Raw genomic sequence first — 18,469 nt, forward strand, 5'->3', positions numbered from 1 at the left:
GATGAGATGAATGAGTGGAAGAAAGGGTATATTAGCTATGAGAAAATGGTTCTCGATTATTCTTTATGTTTCGGGCACAATCCTTGCGTTTATCTACAGATATGACATCCTTAGCTGGATGAAAGAGGATCATAATCTTTTCGGCTCTATAGGGATCGCAACTTTACTGGCTCTCTTTCCAGTTGTACCGTACAAAGCGGTCATCGGATTTTTTGGTTATGCATACGGAAGTTTGGCAGGTGCTTTAATTTGCTGGGTAGCTACAACCCTTGCTGCCGCATTCCTTTTCGGCGTAGTGAAGTTCTTATTTCAAGATCAAGCGAGAGCTTATCTGACTTCTATTCCCCTACTCGAAAAATTCACAAAAGGCATAGAACGGCGGCCCTTTGCTTCTATTGTCTTAGCACGTCTCTTGCCGATTATCCCGCAGACAGCAGTTAACATCTATGCCGGAGCAGCCGGACTGCCCTTCTGGAGTTATCTTGCTGCCTCAGCTATTGGAAAAATCCCAGGCATCGCCTTGTATGCCTTCCTTGGGGATCAACTGTTCCAGAACCCAGGTAATGCGATTATAGCCATTATTGTTTATGCCATTGTGCTTATTATAGCCGGACTAAGCTTTCGTTACAGTTCACAGGAAGTAAAAAACACTAGGTAACAGAGAGCTTATTTGGCGGAAGCTGGCAGGCTGTGGTTATTTGCTTTATAATTAGATTGTGATCTATTTAATTGCATTACATGAATGGAGGGATATTAATGAATGAACATCAGACTAACCATATAAATTCCAAGGCGGAAAAAGCAACCTTTGCAGGTGGATGCTTCTGGTGCATGGTCTCGCCGTTCGAGGAATTGCCAGGCATTATTAGTGTCGTCTCCGGCTATACTGGCGGGCATACAGTGAACCCTACCTATGAAGAGGTATGCTCCGAAACTACAGGACATGTTGAAGCCGTACAAATTACGTTCAATCCAGAAATTTTCCCTTATAGCAAGCTGCTTGAGTTATTCTGGCAGCAAATTGACCCAACCGATGCGGGTGGACAATTCCATGATCGCGGCACCTCTTACGGAACGGCTATCTTCACCCATTCTGAAGAGCAGAAGCAACAAGCAGAGGCTTCCAAGGCAGCTTTGCAAGAAAGCGGCCGATTCGCTAGCCCGATTGTTACCCCGATCCTCCCGGCAGCAACCTTCTATCCTGCCGAAGAATATCATCAGGGCTACCATCGTAAGAACCCGGGTCACTACAAACGTTACCGTAAGGGTTCCGGCCGAGAGGATTTTATCGAAACCCACTGGACACATAAAGAAGACAAACTAAGCTTAAAAGAACGTCTGACGCCACTTCAATATGAAGTCACTCAGAATAGCGCTACAGAGTCACCTTTCCGAAATGATTTTTGGGATCACCACGGAGAAGGCATTTATGTAGATATCGTATCTGGTGAAGCATTATTCAGTTCGCAGGATAAATACGATTCCGGTTGTGGCTGGCCCAGCTTTACACGTCCGATTCGCGATTACGCCGTGAAGGAAAAGACGGACCTCAGCCATTTGATGGTTCGCACAGAAGTGCGCAGCAAAGTAGCAGATTCCCATCTAGGTCATGTCTTCGACGATGGTCCAGGGGAAAACGGCCTGCGCTACTGCATTAATTCAGCGGCATTGCGGTTTATACCCAAAGAGGATCTGGAGAAAGAGGGCTATGGCGAGTATCGTGTACTCTTCCAGCCTGCCTAATCTTCGATAAGGCGAAATACTGTGCTGTCTTATAGAAAAGCCTCCAATTCACGGTATACCGTGAATTGGAGGCTTTTTAATTCATAGGAGCTTATTCTTTATTCTCGTCCTCGTTAGCTTTCTTATCCTTTATTGAGGTTGTCACCGTTGGCTCTGCTGGTGCAGGGAATATCTCCTTGTTCAGTTCCCGATTTTCCTGCCGTATCCGCTGGGTCTGCTGCTCCCGTCGTGCACGGATATTTTTGCGGGCAAACCAAACGATGACTAAAATAATGCCCGCACCGATTAGAATCGGCAATGCGCCTGCAAGAATTACAAAAATCCACTGAAACATAACAGATAGTGCGTTCAGGCTTCCTTTTAAAGCATCCGATGCCCGTTCCAGCAATGGACCTTGCTCTGCCTTTTCCTTCACGGCTAAGCTCTCATCCGTCTGGTACACTCTAAGCTCTACCGTTGAAAAAGATACGTTCTGATCTATATATCGCATTCTGCCTTTGATCTGCTCAATCGTTTCTTGAATCGAACCAAGCTCGTTTGCAAAGGCGACCAGATCACTTGATTTCGTTGCTTTTTTCATAAACTCTGTGTATTGAGCTTCCATTAACTGCTTTGCCTTTAGACGCGACTCCAGATCAACATACTCCTCCGAGACATCCTGACCTTGAATACTGCGCTGTAGCGATTCGTGTTTTACTTTTTCCAAATTATTCAGAAAAGGAGAGAACCCGGAGGCAGGCACCTTAAGGATAAACGTCCCTCCTTGCTCATATTGCGACATGTTTTCGTTAAACTCTATAATATATCCTTTAGCCATCGTTACCATGTTGCGGATTTCAGTCTGAGCTTTACCGTAATCTTCTACTTCCATAGTCAGATTGGCATGATAGATTAGCTTCTTGTTCAACCCTTCCACGACATCACTGCCCGTGAATCCCGCGTTCCCTTGATCCGTGTTCTCTGATGTCAAACCTTTTTCAACTGGGGCTTCGTTGCCTCCCGCTGCTGTCTCAGCTTCTGCTGAGGTGCTCTTATCCGCTAATGTAGCTTTCGAAGATTGCTCAGTGGTTGCTGCAGCAGAATTACTCGTATTTCCGCCGTCACCAGCTAATTTGTCTGCCGCCGAATTGTTATCACCCGAGCCACAACCTGCCAATACCACCGCAAGAATTAATAAACATAAGTAATGCAGACCCCATTTGCGCATTCTCATTCCTCCAAAAGTGTAGTGGTTATCCCTAGCATTGTAACGTTACGGAATGTCATGTTCTGTACAGATCTCTTCCGTCTCTCATTTCTATAACGCCCCAAAACTTGGAAGGTTGCACTGGAATATGGAATTCCGGTAAATTTCTTTTGGTTTTTCATGTTGAATACACAAAAAGCCGCATTTCTGCGGCTCTTATTGGACATATTTTTGATGTGGGAAGGTGACCCGAAAGTTAAAGAACTCATTTGCTTACAAACTCATTATTTGGTACAATTACCACGTCTAACCTAGTAAAAAAAGCCAAATACCCTCTATTCATAATGAATGAGGGCGTGACACGGCTTTGTTGAGACAAGCTCCACCTTGCTAAACAGAGCCGTTCATTGAATGATACTATCAATTACTATAAGGGGAGGTGAACCCTCATGGCAAAAGACGTAGTTTGTGAAGTTAACTCCTGCACCCACTGGGCAGAAGAGAACAAATGCAGCGCTGAATCGATCTTCGTAGCTTTCCACAGCTCCCAAGAACCAAAACGCGCAGAAGAAACAGATTGCAAAACTTTCGAAAGTAAATAAGTAAATGCCTGAAGGGACCCTCCACGGTTCCTTCTTTTTCTTTTTCATTCTAACAAGATTGAGAATTATTATCAAGTAGCTGATTATAAAAAAATAAGTGAACTAAAAAGCCAGGGTAAATTACCCTGGCTCTAATTTATTTATGTCTATTTTGATGCAATAACCCCTGACTTTTCCCTCGCAATAGCAGCAGCGCTTACCATGTTACGTAGTGCATCCTCTGTCTCCTGCCAGCCACGTGTTTTCAGACCGCAATCCGGATTAATCCAGAACTGTTCAGGGTCCAGCACCCGCAGCGCACGATCGATATTCGCCGTCATTTCTTCTACAGCCGGAACCCGCGGGCTATGGATGTCATACACTCCAAGACCGATTCCTTTATCATAGGCCTGCTCCTCAAAGCTGATAATCAGCTCCCCATGGCTACGTGAAGTCTCAATGGAGATTACATCAGCATCCATAGCCGATATGGAATCGATCATGTCATTGAATTCACTATAGCACATATGCGTATGAATTTGTGTCGTAGCCTTCACATGGTTCGTAGCAACGCGGAACGACTTCACTGCCCAGTTCAGGTAATGCTCACGGTCTTCTGCCTTAAGCGGAAGTCCTTCACGTATAGCCGGCTCATCCACTTGAATCATTTCGATGCCTGCATCTTCCAACGCTTTTACTTCATGGCGAAGGGCAAGAGCAATTTGATTGGCTACCTCTTCCCGGCTGAGATCATCACGTACAAATGACCAATTGAGGATAGTTACAGGACCCGTCAACATTCCTTTAACCGGAAGCTTCGTCAACGATTGTGCATAGACACTTTCTTTAACAGTCATAGGCTGTATAAATGCAACATCCGCGTAGATCACCGGTGGCTTAACGCAACGGGAACCGTAGGATTGAACCCAGCCATTACTAGTAAACAAGTATCCGTCCAGCTTTTCTCCGAAAAACTCCACCATATCTGTACGCTCGAACTCACCGTGGACCAGAACATCCAGACCTAGCTTTTCTTGGAAGGTAATTGCATCCGCGATCTGCTCACGAACAAATCCATCATAACGCTCCTGATTCCAGACCCCTTTACGCCATTTCAATCTCGCCTGACGCACTTCTACTGTCTGCGGGAAGCTACCAATTGTAGTGGTTGGCAGAAGTGGAAGCTGCCATTTCTCTTGCTGCACCTTTAAGCGTTCAGCAAAAGGCAAACTGCGTTGGTCCGGCAAAGCTGCAAGTGCAAGCACTTGCTCCGCCACATCCTTACGACCACGCTCAGGTAGTGCGCGGAATGCTGCAATAGCTTCACGACTAGCGGCCAGCGCTGCTTTAGAAGCTTCTCCTTTATCTGCGAGGGCTGCTCCGAGCAAACTAAGCTCTGCAAGCTTCTCATCGGCAAAAGCTAACGCATTCTTAACTGTCGCCTTCAGCTTCACCTCACCTTGAACGGTGACTGGGACATGCAGCAGACTGCAAGAAGGCTGAAGAATAAGGCGATCAAGCGGCACATGAACGCTGAGCTTTTCTACCAGTTGCAGCTTAGCGTCTAAATCGGAACGCCAGATGTTCCGTCCATCAATAATTCCGGCACCCAGCCATTTGTCCTTCGGCCAGCCAAGACGTTCGATAGAAGCCAGATTCGCTCCACCATCGTGCACAAAGTCAAGACCCAAGCCTTGAACAGGCAACTCTAGCAGTGCCTCCAACGGTTCAGCAGCTTCAAAATACGTCTGTAAAATAATATTCAAGCCCGGCACGGAGCCGGCAATTTCTGTGTATATCGAGTTAAGCAGTGTTAATTCTTCTTTACTTATGCCTGTAACAATCGCTGGCTCATCGATTTGTACCCAGCTTACCCCTTCTTGCTTCAGTTCCTGTAGCAGTTGAACATAGACTGGAACAAAACGTGCAGCAATCTTGGCGATATCTGCCGCTGCGTAACCTTTGGACAGCTTAAGGAAGGTATACAGACCTAAAAGTACCGGTTTACCTTCAATCCCTGCCTGCGATTTAGCAAAACGATAAGCCGCTAGAGGTTTATTTTCAGTCAGGCGTGGTGTTTGTGTGCCGATCTCTGGAACGATATAGTGATAGTTCGTATTGAACCATTTGGTCATCTCACAGGCAGTAGCCTCAGCATTACCACGGGCCATTGCAAAATAAAGATCAAGCCCGATGTCGCCGCCATCATACGTGTACCGTGGAGGTACAATTCCAAACATAACAGCCGTATCCAACACATGGTCATAAAAAGTAAAATCATTTACCGGAATAAGCTCAATTCCTGCCTCTTGCTGGGTCTTCAAATGCTGCAGCTGAATTGCTGCCATTTCGGAGCGGAATTGCTCCTCATTTATTTTCCCCTGCCAGTAGGCTTCCAGTGTCTTTTTCCATTCGCGGTTCTTTCCGATTCTCGGATATCCAAGATTGCTTACTTTTACTTTATTCGTCATCTCGATACACTCCCTCTTCCATCTCTTATTTCAAACTCCAAAGCTACTTGCTTTCCTATAAAAAAGAGCGCCCTTCCCTAAAAAAGTCAAAGGGAAAGACGCCCATGATATACCCATGGTTAACGTCTAACACCTCCCTATCTTCCGTAGGTGAAGCAGTGCTGTTGAAACAGGCAGGTCTCCTGGCTAGCGGCGTCAACATCTTGAGCAGTCTTCCCAGCAGTAGTAAATTGCCAGTGACCTCTGTTGCTCGAGATTCTTCCGTTACAGTGGCGGGACCGCATCGGCTTCGAACCGAATTTCCCTATTAAGCCTACCGAATTACTATTTTCCGGTCAGCACCTGTCTCCGATATCATTCATCATTTGAGTGTCTTAATCTGATGTCATCATACGTGAAAGCCCCAGCAATCTGCAATAGATTACTGGGACTTCTGTTATATCGATTCCTTATAACGGACTTAGAAAAATACGAAATATACTACAGCAGCAAGAATTATACGGTATATAGCAAACGGTAAGAGCTTGATACGATTGATCAGTTTTAAGAAGAAACGCATCGATAACAGCGCAAATAGGAAGGCACTAATAAAGCCTGCAATAAAAAACGGCAACGCGTCCATGGTGAAATATTGCCAGTTTTTCATCAGTGACAACAGACTGGCACCTGCCATGATGGGTACTGCCATAATAAACGTAAAATCAGCAGCGGCACGATGGCTCATCCCGAGGAGTACGCCACCAGAAATCGTCGAGCCCGAGCGTGAAAATCCAGGCCATAACGAAAAACACTGTACAAGACCTACACCAAGTGCCTGTTTGTATGTAATCTGATCTACACTCTCAGTTCTGATCTTCTTCGGCCCAAACAGATCGGCAATAATCATTAATATAGCCCCAATCACTAGACCAATTAACACTGTTGATGTAGAGAATAAATGCTCATCAATATAATCATTAAACAGAACACCTAACACACCTGCAGGCACTAACCCTACCAGAACCTGAGTCAGCTTGAGGTGCCCGCCCTGCTCCAACTTCGGTAGCTCCTCTGTTACAGGATCCAACTGCTTACGGCTGAAACGCTTTAAACCCAACAGATCAATGAACCGATTTCTAAAAATCACAACAACCGCTAATATTGAACCCAGTTGAATAACTACTTTGAAGGTATTTGCCGTATATTGTCCAAATAACTCCTGTGATTTCAGCCACATATCATCAACAATAATCATATGACCCGTGGAGGATACTGGAGCAAATTCGGTTAAACCTTCAACAAGCCCCAAAATAATGGCTTTAATAATCGTTAATAGCTCCATGTGTTTCCCTCCTTTTTAATAGTCATTTCTATTATCAGTCCACTACCCGCTTAGCCCTCAGTGTTCATTCTCCGGCTGCGTTTGCGGAAGTACAGAAACCCAAGAATAACTAATCCACCAGCAATTAGTACATAGACTACATTGGAGTACACGTCCATGTACATAGCAATGTCTTCCCAGGATTCTCCTAAAGCCGCGCCAATAAGCACAAGCAGCAAATTCCATCCCAATGTGCCAATCGTTGTGAAGATCATAAATACTCCAAATTTCATGCCCGACATTCCCGCCGGAATCGAAATCAGACTGCGGACCAGCGGAACCATCCGACAAAACAATACAGTCCAGTAGCCATATTTATCAAACCAGGCGTCAGCCTTGTGGATATCTTTTTTACTGACCCTAATTAGGCTACCCCAGCGTTCAACCAGTTTCTCTAACCGGCTCACATCCAATAATCGGCCAATATAATAGAGAATTACTGCACCCAGTAGTGAACCAGCCGTGGCAGCAATGATTACACCAGGGATCGTCAAGCTCGTCGTAGTCGTCATAAATCCTCCAAAGGGCAGGATCACTTCTGAAGGAATTGGTGGAAATATATTTTCAAAGGCCAGCATCAGAAAAATACCGAAGTAACCAAACTGCTCCATAAAATCTGTAATCCATGCTTGCATCTTGTTACCCCCATTTCTCATATCAAGTTCTTCTTCAGGTTGCGTAAATAGCGGCTGCGAATAAAAAAGAAGTATAGTCCTTGAACAGCCAAATATCCGAGTAACACCGCGCCTGTCTCCGTTGCGATAGATAAGTAGAACAACCGTTGAAGCGCAATAAAGGCAAACACACTGTGTAAAATAGCTATTCCGACCGGCACAAAAAACAACAAAGACAGCTGAATCGTAACTATTCGATTGAGTTCTTTATCCGTAAGTCCCATCTTGGACAAAGTGGAATATTGATTGCGATCATGATCAAGATCGGTATATAACCGGAAGTAAAGAAAGCTGCCTGCCGCGATAAAAAAGACAGTACCCACCAGCAAGGAAGCAAAAAGCATTGTGTTATACAATGTTTTCTGAAGCTCAAACAGCGTGCCGCTGATCACAATCGCATACGGAGAATCACTTTCATAGGACTGTTTGCCTTTATGGGCAAGATCAGCAGCGATACCTACCGTCTGTGGAAAATCCTCTACATAAAAACCTGTATAAAGATCCGTCTGCACGGGATCAATAGCGCTGTAGAGCTCATCACTGATCACGACACCACTAAAATCCCCGCCATCTCTACCATCCAGCTCCGGCAATAAATATTCGGCGATGGGAACTTGCTCGGTATAACCTATTTCTTTAATGGCAAGTCCTTGCTGCAAGGAATAGACCGCTTTTACTCTGCCTTCTGTTAAACTGCGATCCCGCTGTGAACCAATCATCACCAGACCTTCGTTGCCCACCAGAGCACGCTCATCTGTTGGGAACCCTGCACGTTGCAGGGCGAGATTATAATCACTGAAAGCAATCAAGGGAAGGCGTAAAGTGCGATCGGGTCCAGTCTGAGCTTCGACCTCAGCATATTTAATCGGGATACTAAGCGCTTCATAAGGGAGTCCGTGCGTCTTGAGCTCTTCCTTAATTTCGTTCAGATGCTGATCAAAGGGTACACCCGTCTGATTTCCTTTGGCTACATAACCCACTGCTGCGGGATAATCCAATTTCAGCTCTCTGGAAAGTGTATGTATCGATGCAAATACCCCTACGGAAGTGAAGGAGACTGCGGATACAATCGTCACCATAAAAAACATCCGGCCATTCTCTTTCCAGCGGTAGGACAAACCGGATAAAGTGATGATATTCGTACGATGCCAATACAAGCGCCGAATGTCCTTAAGCAGCTTAACCAAACAAATACTTAGCTGGGTATAAAAGAGATACGTCCCGATAACCGTAATCGCAACGACCGGAAACATGACTTTCTCTACGGAAGCAGCTTTTGCAGTAGCCGCCATATAATAACCACTGATCAGCAGTACAGCAGAAATAATAGATAATACAAAGGATACTTTGGGTTCTTCTTCTGCCTTACGCTCTCCCTGAAACAGACGCATCAGTGACTCATTGCCGATAAAAACAAAGGTGCAAAGTGATATCAGAAAAAACAATAACACGAAGCTGCAAATCGTAAGCACAAGTGCCTGCCATGGGAGATGAAAGGTTAACAGGGGAATTCCCAAAAAAGTAGATCCGATCATCAAAAATAATTTGCCCAGAAGTAACCCGAGAAGGGTACCTGTCAGGATGGCAGAGGTGCCGATCATCATATTTTCCAGAAAAACCATGGTGTTCAGCTGTCTCTTCGTCATTCCATGCATCAATAAAATTCCGAACTCCATCTTGCGCGACTGCAGGAAGGATCCAACGGATACGAGTACGAACAAAGAACAAAAGACATAAATAATTGCCTCTGCCACCATCATCGTATGAGCCGCCGTACTATAAATTAAGCTCTTTGAAATATCCGGATGGTAAATAAACAAAGCGCACACGAAAAAGATCATCACCGAAAAAGCACTGACGACAAAGTAAGCTGCATATTTGCGTTTATTACGTGTTACATTCCTATAAGCGAATTGCCGAAAGGTCATGGCTGGTTCCCCCAAGCAGAGACAGCATATCAATAATACTTTGGAAGAAAGCGCCTCTATTACTGCCCTTGTACATTTCACTATAGAAACGTCCGTCTTTAATAAAGATGACCCGGTTGCAAAAGCTTGCAGCCACTGCGTCATGTGTGACCATCAGCACCGTAGCTCCTTCTTCCTTATTCACCTCTGTCAACATATTCATGACTTCCCCTGAGGCTTTGGAGTCCAGATTGCCTGTGGGCTCATCCGCCAAAATTAACGATGGACGATGAATCATCGCCCGGGCGATAGCCGCCCGCTGCATTTGTCCGCCTGAGACCTCGTACGTGCGCTTCTTCAGCAAATGTTCGATGCCAAGCAAGGTAGTGACCTCTTTCAGCCTGCTCTCCATCTCTGGGACACGAGCACCTGCAAGCGTCAAAGGTAATACGATGTTTTCCTCTACAGTGAGCGTATCCAGTAGATTAAAATGCTGAAAGACGAAGCCTAGCTCATGACGGCGAAAAAGCGCCTTTTCTTTTCTGCTAAGCAGATTAGGATCTCGGCCGTTGATCAGAATCTGACCGGAGGTCGGTTGGTCGATGGTGGCAATCGTGTTGAGCAGCGATGTTTTCCCGCTCCCGGATGGACCCATTATGCCAACAAACTCCCCCTTTTCTACAGAAAAGCGGATATGATTCAGCGCCTGAGTGGACACTTTACCCTCATATATTTTTGATAAATTATGAACATCTAGAATGGGCAAGTGTTACCTCTCCTTCTTTCGACTGGATTGCCTTCATTATACAAAGTGTACACATAGGCTGCTATTTCTGAAACTTACAATGCCCTTACACATTTGTAAGGTTTGTTATATGCTGCTCCCTAAATACAATCCGCACGGTGGTCCCGCTTCCTTCTTCGGAACGGATACTCACCTCATGTCCAAGTTTGCCGCAGATCTGCTTCACGAGATATAAACCCATCCCCGTAGATTCCTGGAAGGTTCGTCCATTCACCCCGGTAAAATAAGCATCGAACACACGCGGTAGATCTCCTGCTGGTATGCCTACTCCTTCATCCCGGATCTCAAGCACAGTCTGCTTATCTTCCGTGACCATCCCTTGGAAATAAACATGTTTGCCCTCTTCTGTCGTATAACGTACAGCGTTCGTAATCAGCTGCGTAAGGACAAAAGTGAGCCATTTTTCATCCGTGTTTACGGTAATCTGTTCATCTATTTGTATAGCTGGAAATACTCTTTTTCGAATAAAAAGACGCTTCTGCTCAGAGGTCACACCACGTACGATGGTCTCCAAATTCAGCCGTTCCACATAAAAATCGTGCTCGAAAGTATCCAGACGGGCCGTATAAAGCACGGTATCCAGTCCTTTTTTCAGACGATCCAGTTCATCACCAATTGCCGTAAAAGGAGGGCCATCCTTATCCTGAATGATCAGATGAATGACAGACAACGGCGTCTTCATGCCATGTACCCATTGATTAATAAAGTGAATATGCTCTTCTAATTTGTGGCGGTAGCTGTGCAAATCATTTTTGTAGAGGCGGAATTGCGACCCCAGTAAACCTCGCAAGCTTACGGCTAGCGGAGAATCCTGTGTAGGGCCACCTGCCTCATCGAGAGAGGAGGGCGTAGTCTCCAAACGTTCATAGAACGTGCGATTGGTGACGTAACGGTAAGCGAGGTAGCCAATCAGTAGACAAGTGCTGAGCAGCGCGGCATATAAACTTACATTCAGACCGCTGCCCCCATCCAGCCGATACACTAATGTGATCAGGACTAGCTGGGCTAGATAGACCACAATCAGGGGGAACTGTTCCCGTAAAAACAACTTCATTCCTCATCCCCCCAATTCGGAATCAAACGGTAGCCTTGACCGCGTACGGTTTGTAGTCCATCTGTGATAGCGAGAGCGGCAAGTTTTTTGCGTACACGTGTAACATATACATTTAAGGTATTTTCATCCACGAAGGCTTGATCATCCCAGATTTTTTCGAGCAGCCTGTCCCGGGTAACGATGACGCCTGATTTTTGCATTAGCTCATCTAGTATCTTGGCTTCCGTGTGGCTTAAGTCCACTTTAGCTTCGCCTCGGGTAAGGATTAGCCGCTCTACATCCAGCGTCATTCCGGCAACGTTTAGTGTGCGTTCATTATTCCCACCGGCATAGGTGCCGTAGGCGCGCCGCAGCTGACTTTTGATTTTGGCCATCGCGATTTCGTAATCAAAAGGCTTAGTGATATAATCGTCGGCTCCATTTTCCAGCGCCATTACTTGGTCCATTTTGCCATCGCGGGCAGATATAAAAAGAATAGGGCAGGTTGAAATTCCGCGAATCTGGCGGCACCAGTAATAACCATCGTATTTTGGCAAATTTACATCAAGGAGTACCAGATGTGGCGTGAACGCCTCAAACTGAGTGCGGACCCGCTCAAAATCACTCACCGCCTGCGTTTCATATCCAAACTTATGTAAATAATCCTGCAGCAAAGCCACAAGTCCACGGTCATCTTCTATAATAAATATTTTGAACATATCATGCCTCCGGTCCAGCCTTAACAATATAAGGGGGTCTGCCAAATAATATATACACCGTGCATAGGGTTAGTCAAATCGGAAGGAAGAAAAAAGAACCCATGAAGCACCTGTTTACGGCACCTTCTAGGTTCTTGGATAAGTTAGGTTTAAGGATATCAACTAGTCCCATTGTTTCTTCTGAATCCCGGCAAGAACTCTCTCTACAGGTGCCCAGCCGATAAGTTCTGGTTGGCTCCAGCCCGGAGCAGCTTGCAGATGGCAAATTTCCATGTAGTGATCTATCCTAACTATATCCCAGGCATGAATGGCCTCGCCATTCCCAAGGGCCAAAGCTACATGCCCCCAATCCTTAAACTCACCGTCCACCAACCCTGAGCAAGCATAAAAAACAAACGCGCCAGCTGGCGGAGCCCCGGTATTCTTGTGCGCATCGTACAGCCCTGCGGATTCGCGTGCATCGCTGCCTCCCCACATTTCGATTCCATTGCTTCTTTCATATGCATCTTCAACAAAAGCAAGACAACGCAGCGGATACTCCTGCGACCCCAGCCGCTCCTTAGCCCAACTAATGGCACTCTCAATTTCCTTGCCAAATTCCACGTCCATTACCAATATACATTCCTCCAAAGTACGATATAGTGTTGAACACATCATACCTGAACCTGCTACTCATGAGCTGGTATTATATAGTTATCAATTAAACTATCCCAATCCTACCTGAGTGGTCATCTACTTCGGCCAACCATTACTTACAAAAACATAAAAAACCGTAAATGAGCATAGCTCATACGGCTCTAACAAACTATAAATTGGTTTAAAGATACAGGAGTGGTGGTGGTAGTGGTAACAGTAGTAGTAGTAGTAGTAGTAGTAGTGGTAGCGGTAGTGGAGGACAATGTAAAGTTGATATTGCAGACGCCGAACGGTGATATCCCATCGAACATAAGTAACTTATTGCTTGTTGGAGTAGCTCATCTGCGGGATTTATACCGTACATCTGACCGTATACGCTCGATTGCCTCCATTCTACGGAATTTATACCGTACATCTGACCGTATACGCTCTATCGGCTCCATTCTACGGGATTTATACCGTACATTTGGCTATATATGCTCCATCGGCTCCATTCTACGGGATTTATACCGTACATCTGACCGTATACGCTCTATCGGCTCCATTCTACGGGATTTATACCGTACATTTGGCTATATATGCTCCATCGGCTCTATTCTAAGGGATTTATACCGTACATTTGGCTATATGTGCTCCATCGGCTCTATCTGCGGGATTTATACCGTACATTTGACAGTGTCGCGTAAATCAAAGCACTTTTGCCATTCTTTCGTGCCAAACTAGCTCATTCGAGTAAATTAAAGGCACTTTTGCCCTTCTTTCGCGTCACACTAGCTCATTCGAGTAAATCAAAGTCATTATTGCCCTTCTTTCGCGCGATACTAGCTCATTCGAGTAAATTAAAGGCAGTTTTGCCCTTCTTTCGCGCCAAACTAGCTCATTCGAGCAAATCAAAGGCAACTCTGCCCTTCTTTCGCACCACACTAGCTCATTCGAGCTAATCAAAGGCAACTCTGCCCTTCTTTCGCGCCACACTAGCCAATACGTGCAAATCAAGGGCAATTCTGCCCTTCTTTCGCGCGATACTAGCGAATACGTGCAAATCAAGGGTACTTCTGCCCTTCTTTCGCGCCACACTAGCTCATTCGTGCAAATCAAAGGCACTTTTGCCCTTCTTTCGCACCACACTAGCTCATTCGTGCAAATCAAAGGCACTTCTGCCCTTCTTTCGCGCCACACTAGCTCATTCGTGCAAATCAAAGGCACTTTTGCCCTTCTTTCGCGCCAAACTTGCTGATTCGAGTAAATCAAAGGCACTTCTGCTCTTCTTTCGCGCCACACTAGCTCATTCGAGCAAATCAAGGGCACTTTTGCCCTTGTCTCACGCGATACTAAACCTTTACAGCAAAACAAGGGCATTTCTGCCCTTGTTTCACCACAGCCTATAGCACTACCGCTGAAACGACGCGTCCTCTTGTAATGTTGTATACCTCGTATGTTCCACATCTCGTACGCTCATCGCCTCATATGCTCAGCAATTCCACGCTCACTCCACATTACGCACGCTCTCTGCCTCACCTACTTAGCACTTCGCACGCTCACTCCACATTCTATATATCCTCTACTTCCACGCTATGCAATTCGCTCACGCAGACTTATCTACCATCCAGCAAATTGCCGAGCCCGCCAAGTACGCTTCCTTCTTCTTTCCGACCGCTGTTGCCAGCAGCGGACAGGATGCGATCGGCCATTCGGCTGAATGGCAGCGACTGTACCCACACCTTGCCGGGTCCGCGCAACGTTGCGAAGAACAGGCCTTCACCGCCGAACAGCGCGGTTTTGACCCCTTTTACAAACTCAATATTGTAATCCACCGAAGACGTCATAGCGACTAAACAGCCAGTGTCCAGCTTAAGCGTCTCTCCCGCTTGAAGTGTGCGTTCCATAACATAACCGCCAGAGTGTACAAATGAAAGTCCGTCACCCTCCAGCTTTTGCATAATAAAACCTTCACCACCAAAAAAGCCGGTACCCAGCTTACGCTGAAATTCAATACCGATTGAAACGCCTTTTGCCGCACAAAGGAACGAATCCTTTTGACAGATGATTTTTCCACCGTATTGCTGCAGGTCGAGCGGGATGATTTTGCCTGGGTACGGAGCAGCAAAGGTGACACTTTTACGTCCATAAGAACCACTGTGTGTAAAGACGGTCATAAACAAGCTTTCACCTGTCAACAGACGTTTGCCCGCCCCCATCAGCTTCCCCATCAAGCCACTTCCACGCGAGCCTCCGCTGCCGTCGCCAAATATCGTCTCCATTGTTATTTCCTGATCCATCATCATGAAGCTCCCGGCTTCGGCAATTACACTCTCTCCTGGGTCAAGCTGCACCTCTACACACTGTATTTCCTCACCCATAATGGCATAATCAATCTCATGAGCACTCATCCCGCAGTTCCTCCTTATAATTAAAGTCAACATGTGACTTATGAATGAAAATATATACGTGCGTTGCGATTCACGGTTTCGCTAATCCTAACTATCCATGAAAACCGCCTATATCCAGCAAAAAAATCAACCAGAGGTTCTGGCTGAACTTAATCCTGGTATCCCTAAAAAATGTTATTTATACCAGATTTCTTTAGGTTACTGTACCACATCTCTTGTCAATACTTGATAATATGTTACAATACTTTTTATACTTAAATGTTTATTTAGTAGTCTAATTCTAATGATAAAGGTGAAAAGAATGAATCCACAATCGAAATATGCAATTCTGCTATACTATAAATTTGTAAAAGTGCCGGATGCAGAACTATTCGCCCAGGAGCATTTGGCTTACTGCAAAGAGCTTGATGTAAAGGGACGAATTCTCATCTCAGATGAAGGCATTAACGGAACACTATCTGGTACGGTTGCCCAAACCGAGCAATACATGAAGGATTTGCGCGCAAACCCTCTGTTTAGCGATATCGTCTTCAAGATCGATGAGGCTGATGGTCATGCCTTCAAAAAGATCTTCGTTCGTTATAAAAAGGAACTTGTGACGTTCCGGGTCGAGGATGAACTGGACCCTAACGTGATTACCGGAAAGCATCTGGCGCCTAAAGATTTCTATGAAATGATGCAACGCGACGATGTGGTGATTCTGGATGGTCGTACCGGCTACGAATTCGATCTTGGTCATTTCCGCGGCTCCATCCGCCCCGAAGTAGACAGCTTCAAAGAATTTCCGGACTGGATTCGCGAGAATATGAGCGACCTTAAGGATAAACCAATCCTGACCTACTGTACAGGCGGGATCCGCTGCGAGAAATTAAGCGGGTTTATGATGAAGGAAGGTTTTGGACAGGTGTACCAGCTGGATGGCGGCATTGTGACTTATGGTAAAGACCCTGAGGTACAGGGCCAACTGTTTGATGGCAAATGTTATGTCTTCGATGAGCGGATTTCTGTACAGATTAATCATACCGACGAGGATATCGTTGTCGGACGTTGCCATCACTGCGGTCAGCCAGCTGACCAATTTATCAATTGTGCTAACGATGCTTGTCATCTTCAGCATATTTGCTGTGAGGACTGTGAAACACAGCACAGTGGTCATTGCTCGGACGAATGCGAAGCTATCACAAATGCTGTGGGCTAAATAAAAGGACAAGCTGGCCGCAAATGTTTCTGCACGATTCAATTACGAGCACTAGTGAGTCTTAAGTTAACTAAAAGGTGGCGTACAGGATTTCACTGTACGCCACCTTTTGTTATGAGCGAAACGTCCGAGCAACGCTCCTAAGGACTGCACCTTTTAAATTACGTCATATCCAGCAAAAAAAAGTCAACCAGAAACTCTGGCTGACCTTAAATGTAGTATATCCCCGAATAAGCTGTTTATACCAGCCTTCTTCACATTACCGTACCATCATGCGGTTTACGCAGTGTAGATTGAATCTTTGGCGCTTTCACTAGCTTTGGTTTGCCTAAAGAGGTTGTAAAGGTGATCACATAGCCGGCTACGACTACTGCCATCACTGTATACATCGTTTCTTTAACAGGCATATAAAAGAGTGATAGTGCCAGAACGATTACATCCATCATGATGAATACCGTACCTACTTTGATTCCCTTCCATTCACTAACCAGCAACGACAAAATATCGTCTCCACCGCTAGCCCCGCCACTCCGCAGGATAATTCCCGCTCCTAAACCTGTCAGTACGCCGGACAAAAGAGCTGCTAATGCCAAATTGTCCTGCAAGTTGATGACCAAACCGGAATAACGTTCCATGAGACCATAGAAGATTGTAAAAGCTCCTACAGAAACAAAGGTGTTGCACACGAACGCTTTCCCTTTGAACATCCATGCTATCAAGAGTACTGGAACGTCTAGAAGCAGAGTTGAAATCGAAGGTGAAATTCCTAATACGTATTTGCCAAGCAGCGATAATCCTACGAATCCGCCCTCTGACAAATGATTCTGAAAATTGATGTGATAATAAGTAAATGCAAGCAAAAATGTTCCAAACAAAATGACTGTCAATCGGAGCAGTACATTCACTCCGTAATTGTGGTTCCTCATACAGGTCTCCCCTTATCGTATATGGCGGCTAGACGTCCCACCAACCTCTACGACGGGTAAAACCGGAGGTATTGCTCCTTCGCATATATATACTCCTTCCCCTCGCAGAGGCGGTTCGTCAAGTAACAACGGTTTACGCACCTTCTACAGGGAAGCTAAGTATAAGACAGATCATAACGTTTCCAAATCGTCCTTTGGGGAATCGTCCTTCGGGGACACATGGTATCCTGATCCTTTCTCTAATTTGATAAGTTCTGTTTACATTATACCACGGAGCCACCCTACTCTAAACAGTTTGCCAGAAAAAAGCAGGAATCACTCTGTACTCCGCAGCAAACGGTTGATTGTTTCACGTCTTACACCGATTAATTGTCCTATTTCTTCCTGGGTCAATAACTCTGTTAGCGCTGCGCCATGAGAGTAGTCATTAAACCAGCGGGTTAGCAATTCCATACGTTCTGCAGGTGTACCTACAGTAAGATGATCCAGCCGTGTCTGCATAAACCGTACCTTCTCCTGAAGCAGTCTGGCGATTTCCATCGCTTGACCAGAATCCTCCCGCAGCTGTTGATACCATTCTGCTGATGGAACTGCCTCCACCTCGCTCTTCATCATCGCAACTGCCGTTCCATGCGCCTCCTTTGGCGAAATGAGTGAATGATGGGGAACCATCTCACCGGGATACAGGATGTTGAATAACACCATGTTCCCATTCTCATGAAGTCTTGTGACCTTGAACAGCCCGCTTTTTACCTTAAATAAAAAATCACAGCTGTCTCCTTGGCGGAACAAGACTTCCCCCTTATGTAATATCATCTCGCTCGCTCCTTTTCCTTCTGA

Annotated in this window: 17 protein-coding genes and 1 riboswitch; of the genes, 5 read left to right on the forward strand and 12 right to left on the reverse strand. The window is 45.6% G+C overall.

Translation table 11 applies throughout. The annotated features are described in order from the left end of the window. Positions 1-37 precede the first annotated feature (37 nt). The gene (locus MHB56_RS06160) at positions 38-658 is read left to right on the forward strand and encodes a TVP38/TMEM64 family protein (RefSeq protein WP_076130695.1); all 621 of its coding nucleotides are present in this window, start codon (positions 38-40) and stop codon (positions 656-658) included. Positions 659-756: 98 nt separating this feature from the next. Next, positions 757-1,743, forward strand: a complete 987-nt coding sequence (gene msrA, locus MHB56_RS06165; RefSeq protein WP_076193056.1) for a peptide-methionine (S)-S-oxide reductase MsrA — start codon at positions 757-759, stop codon at positions 1,741-1,743. Positions 1,744-1,834: 91 nt separating this feature from the next. On the opposite strand, the gene MHB56_RS06170 is transcribed toward msrA, so the two are convergent. Further along, positions 1,835-2,950 (reverse strand): DUF4349 domain-containing protein, encoded by a 1,116-nt coding sequence (locus tag MHB56_RS06170; RefSeq protein ID WP_179086311.1) that lies wholly within the window; start codon positions 2,948-2,950, stop codon positions 1,835-1,837. Positions 2,951-3,378: 428 nt separating this feature from the next. Here MHB56_RS06170 and MHB56_RS06175 point away from each other — a divergent pair, with 428 nt between their 5' ends. After that, on the forward strand, positions 3,379-3,531 hold the full coding sequence (locus MHB56_RS06175) for a DUF1540 domain-containing protein (RefSeq protein WP_076098619.1): 153 nt from the start codon (positions 3,379-3,381) through the stop codon (positions 3,529-3,531). Positions 3,532-3,677: 146 nt separating this feature from the next. Here MHB56_RS06175 and metE read toward each other — a convergent pair whose 3' ends face one another. From metE to MHB56_RS06215, 8 genes are all read right to left on the reverse strand, one after another. Further along, entirely contained in the window at positions 3,678-5,981 is a 2,304-nt protein-coding gene (gene metE, locus MHB56_RS06180; RefSeq protein WP_076310107.1) for a 5-methyltetrahydropteroyltriglutamate--homocysteine S-methyltransferase, read from the reverse strand. 155 nt (positions 5,982-6,136) lie between these two features. Beyond that, a riboswitch (cobalamin riboswitch) is annotated at positions 6,137-6,342 on the reverse strand. Positions 6,343-6,441: 99 nt separating this feature from the next. Then, positions 6,442-7,302 carry an undecaprenyl-diphosphate phosphatase gene (locus tag MHB56_RS06185; RefSeq protein ID WP_076193050.1) on the reverse strand — a complete coding sequence of 287 codons (861 nt, stop codon included), beginning with the start codon at positions 7,300-7,302 and terminating at the stop codon, positions 6,442-6,444. Between the two features lie 50 nt (positions 7,303-7,352). Then, positions 7,353-7,976 (reverse strand): DedA family protein, encoded by a 624-nt coding sequence (locus MHB56_RS06190; protein ID WP_076218903.1) that lies wholly within the window; start codon positions 7,974-7,976, stop codon positions 7,353-7,355. 17 nt (positions 7,977-7,993) lie between these two features. Then, positions 7,994-9,943 (reverse strand): FtsX-like permease family protein, encoded by a 1,950-nt coding sequence (locus tag MHB56_RS06195; RefSeq protein WP_076193048.1) that lies wholly within the window; start codon positions 9,941-9,943, stop codon positions 7,994-7,996. Next, positions 9,918-10,688 carry an ABC transporter ATP-binding protein gene (locus MHB56_RS06200; protein WP_076193046.1) on the reverse strand — a complete coding sequence of 257 codons (771 nt, stop codon included), beginning with the start codon at positions 10,686-10,688 and terminating at the stop codon, positions 9,918-9,920. Before MHB56_RS06200 ends, MHB56_RS06195 begins: the two co-directional genes overlap by 26 nt. An 85-nt stretch (positions 10,689-10,773) precedes the next feature. Beyond that, entirely contained in the window at positions 10,774-11,781 is a 1,008-nt protein-coding gene (locus tag MHB56_RS06205) for a sensor histidine kinase (RefSeq protein WP_339187984.1), read from the reverse strand. Next, positions 11,778-12,479, reverse strand: a complete 702-nt coding sequence (locus tag MHB56_RS06210) for a response regulator transcription factor (RefSeq protein ID WP_038572574.1) — start codon at positions 12,477-12,479, stop codon at positions 11,778-11,780. The genes MHB56_RS06205 and MHB56_RS06210 overlap by 4 nt, the downstream gene beginning before the upstream one ends. Before the next feature lie 162 nt (positions 12,480-12,641). Next, positions 12,642-13,094, reverse strand: coding sequence for an NlpC/P60 family protein (locus MHB56_RS06215; RefSeq protein ID WP_218640548.1), 453 nt, complete (start codon positions 13,092-13,094; stop codon positions 12,642-12,644). Positions 13,095-13,322: 228 nt separating this feature from the next. On the opposite strand from MHB56_RS06215, the gene MHB56_RS06220 reads away from it, so the two are divergent. Continuing rightward, positions 13,323-13,838: a hypothetical protein gene (locus MHB56_RS06220; RefSeq protein WP_341143380.1), complete on the forward strand. Its 516-nt coding sequence runs from the start codon at positions 13,323-13,325 to the stop codon at positions 13,836-13,838. A gap of 872 nt (positions 13,839-14,710) precedes the next feature. Here the strand turns inward: MHB56_RS06220 and MHB56_RS06225 are convergent. After that, on the reverse strand, positions 14,711-15,505 hold the full coding sequence (locus MHB56_RS06225) for a TIGR00266 family protein (protein ID WP_076302703.1): 795 nt from the start codon (positions 15,503-15,505) through the stop codon (positions 14,711-14,713). A gap of 301 nt (positions 15,506-15,806) precedes the next feature. On the opposite strand from MHB56_RS06225, the gene trhO reads away from it, so the two are divergent. Further along, positions 15,807-16,703, forward strand: coding sequence for an oxygen-dependent tRNA uridine(34) hydroxylase TrhO (trhO, locus tag MHB56_RS06230; RefSeq protein WP_341143381.1), 897 nt, complete (start codon positions 15,807-15,809; stop codon positions 16,701-16,703). A 254-nt stretch (positions 16,704-16,957) separates the two neighbouring features. Here trhO and MHB56_RS06235 read toward each other — a convergent pair whose 3' ends face one another. After that, positions 16,958-17,629, reverse strand: coding sequence for a YitT family protein (locus MHB56_RS06235; RefSeq protein WP_076130250.1), 672 nt, complete (start codon positions 17,627-17,629; stop codon positions 16,958-16,960). A gap of 315 nt (positions 17,630-17,944) precedes the next feature. Continuing rightward, the gene (locus MHB56_RS06240) at positions 17,945-18,445 is read right to left on the reverse strand and encodes a Crp/Fnr family transcriptional regulator (RefSeq protein ID WP_076217941.1); all 501 of its coding nucleotides are present in this window, start codon (positions 18,443-18,445) and stop codon (positions 17,945-17,947) included. Between the last annotated feature and the right edge of the window lie 24 nt (positions 18,446-18,469).

Source organism: Paenibacillus sp. FSL H8-0315 (genome assembly GCF_038005365.1).
GTDB classification, from domain to species: Bacteria; Bacillota; Bacilli; order Paenibacillales; family Paenibacillaceae; genus Paenibacillus_AQ; species Paenibacillus_AQ odorifer.

Bases quoted from the DNA above. Each gene is read 5' to 3' on its own strand.
- MHB56_RS06160 (WP_076130695.1), top strand. From the start codon at position 38: ATGAGAAAATGGTTCTCGATTATTCTTTATGTTTCGGGCACAATCCTT.
- msrA (WP_076193056.1), top strand. From the start codon at position 757: ATGAATGAACATCAGACTAACCATATAAATTCCAAGGCGGAAAAAGCA.
- MHB56_RS06170 (WP_179086311.1), bottom strand. From the start codon at position 2,950: ATGCGCAAATGGGGTCTGCATTACTTATGTTTATTAATTCTTGCGGTG.
- MHB56_RS06175 (WP_076098619.1), top strand. From the start codon at position 3,379: ATGGCAAAAGACGTAGTTTGTGAAGTTAACTCCTGCACCCACTGGGCA.
- metE (WP_076310107.1), bottom strand. From the start codon at position 5,981: ATGACGAATAAAGTAAAAGTAAGCAATCTTGGATATCCGAGAATCGGA.
- MHB56_RS06185 (WP_076193050.1), bottom strand. From the start codon at position 7,302: ATGGAGCTATTAACGATTATTAAAGCCATTATTTTGGGGCTTGTTGAA.
- MHB56_RS06190 (WP_076218903.1), bottom strand. From the start codon at position 7,976: ATGCAAGCATGGATTACAGATTTTATGGAGCAGTTTGGTTACTTCGGT.
- MHB56_RS06195 (WP_076193048.1), bottom strand. From the start codon at position 9,943: ATGACCTTTCGGCAATTCGCTTATAGGAATGTAACACGTAATAAACGC.
- MHB56_RS06205 (WP_339187984.1), bottom strand. From the start codon at position 11,781: ATGAAGTTGTTTTTACGGGAACAGTTCCCCCTGATTGTGGTCTATCTA.
- MHB56_RS06210 (WP_038572574.1), bottom strand. From the start codon at position 12,479: ATGTTCAAAATATTTATTATAGAAGATGACCGTGGACTTGTGGCTTTG.
- MHB56_RS06225 (WP_076302703.1), bottom strand. From the start codon at position 15,505: ATGAGTGCTCATGAGATTGATTATGCCATTATGGGTGAGGAAATACAG.
- trhO (WP_341143381.1), top strand. From the start codon at position 15,807: ATGAATCCACAATCGAAATATGCAATTCTGCTATACTATAAATTTGTA.
- MHB56_RS06235 (WP_076130250.1), bottom strand. From the start codon at position 17,629: ATGAGGAACCACAATTACGGAGTGAATGTACTGCTCCGATTGACAGTC.
- MHB56_RS06240 (WP_076217941.1), bottom strand. From the start codon at position 18,445: ATGATATTACATAAGGGGGAAGTCTTGTTCCGCCAAGGAGACAGCTGT.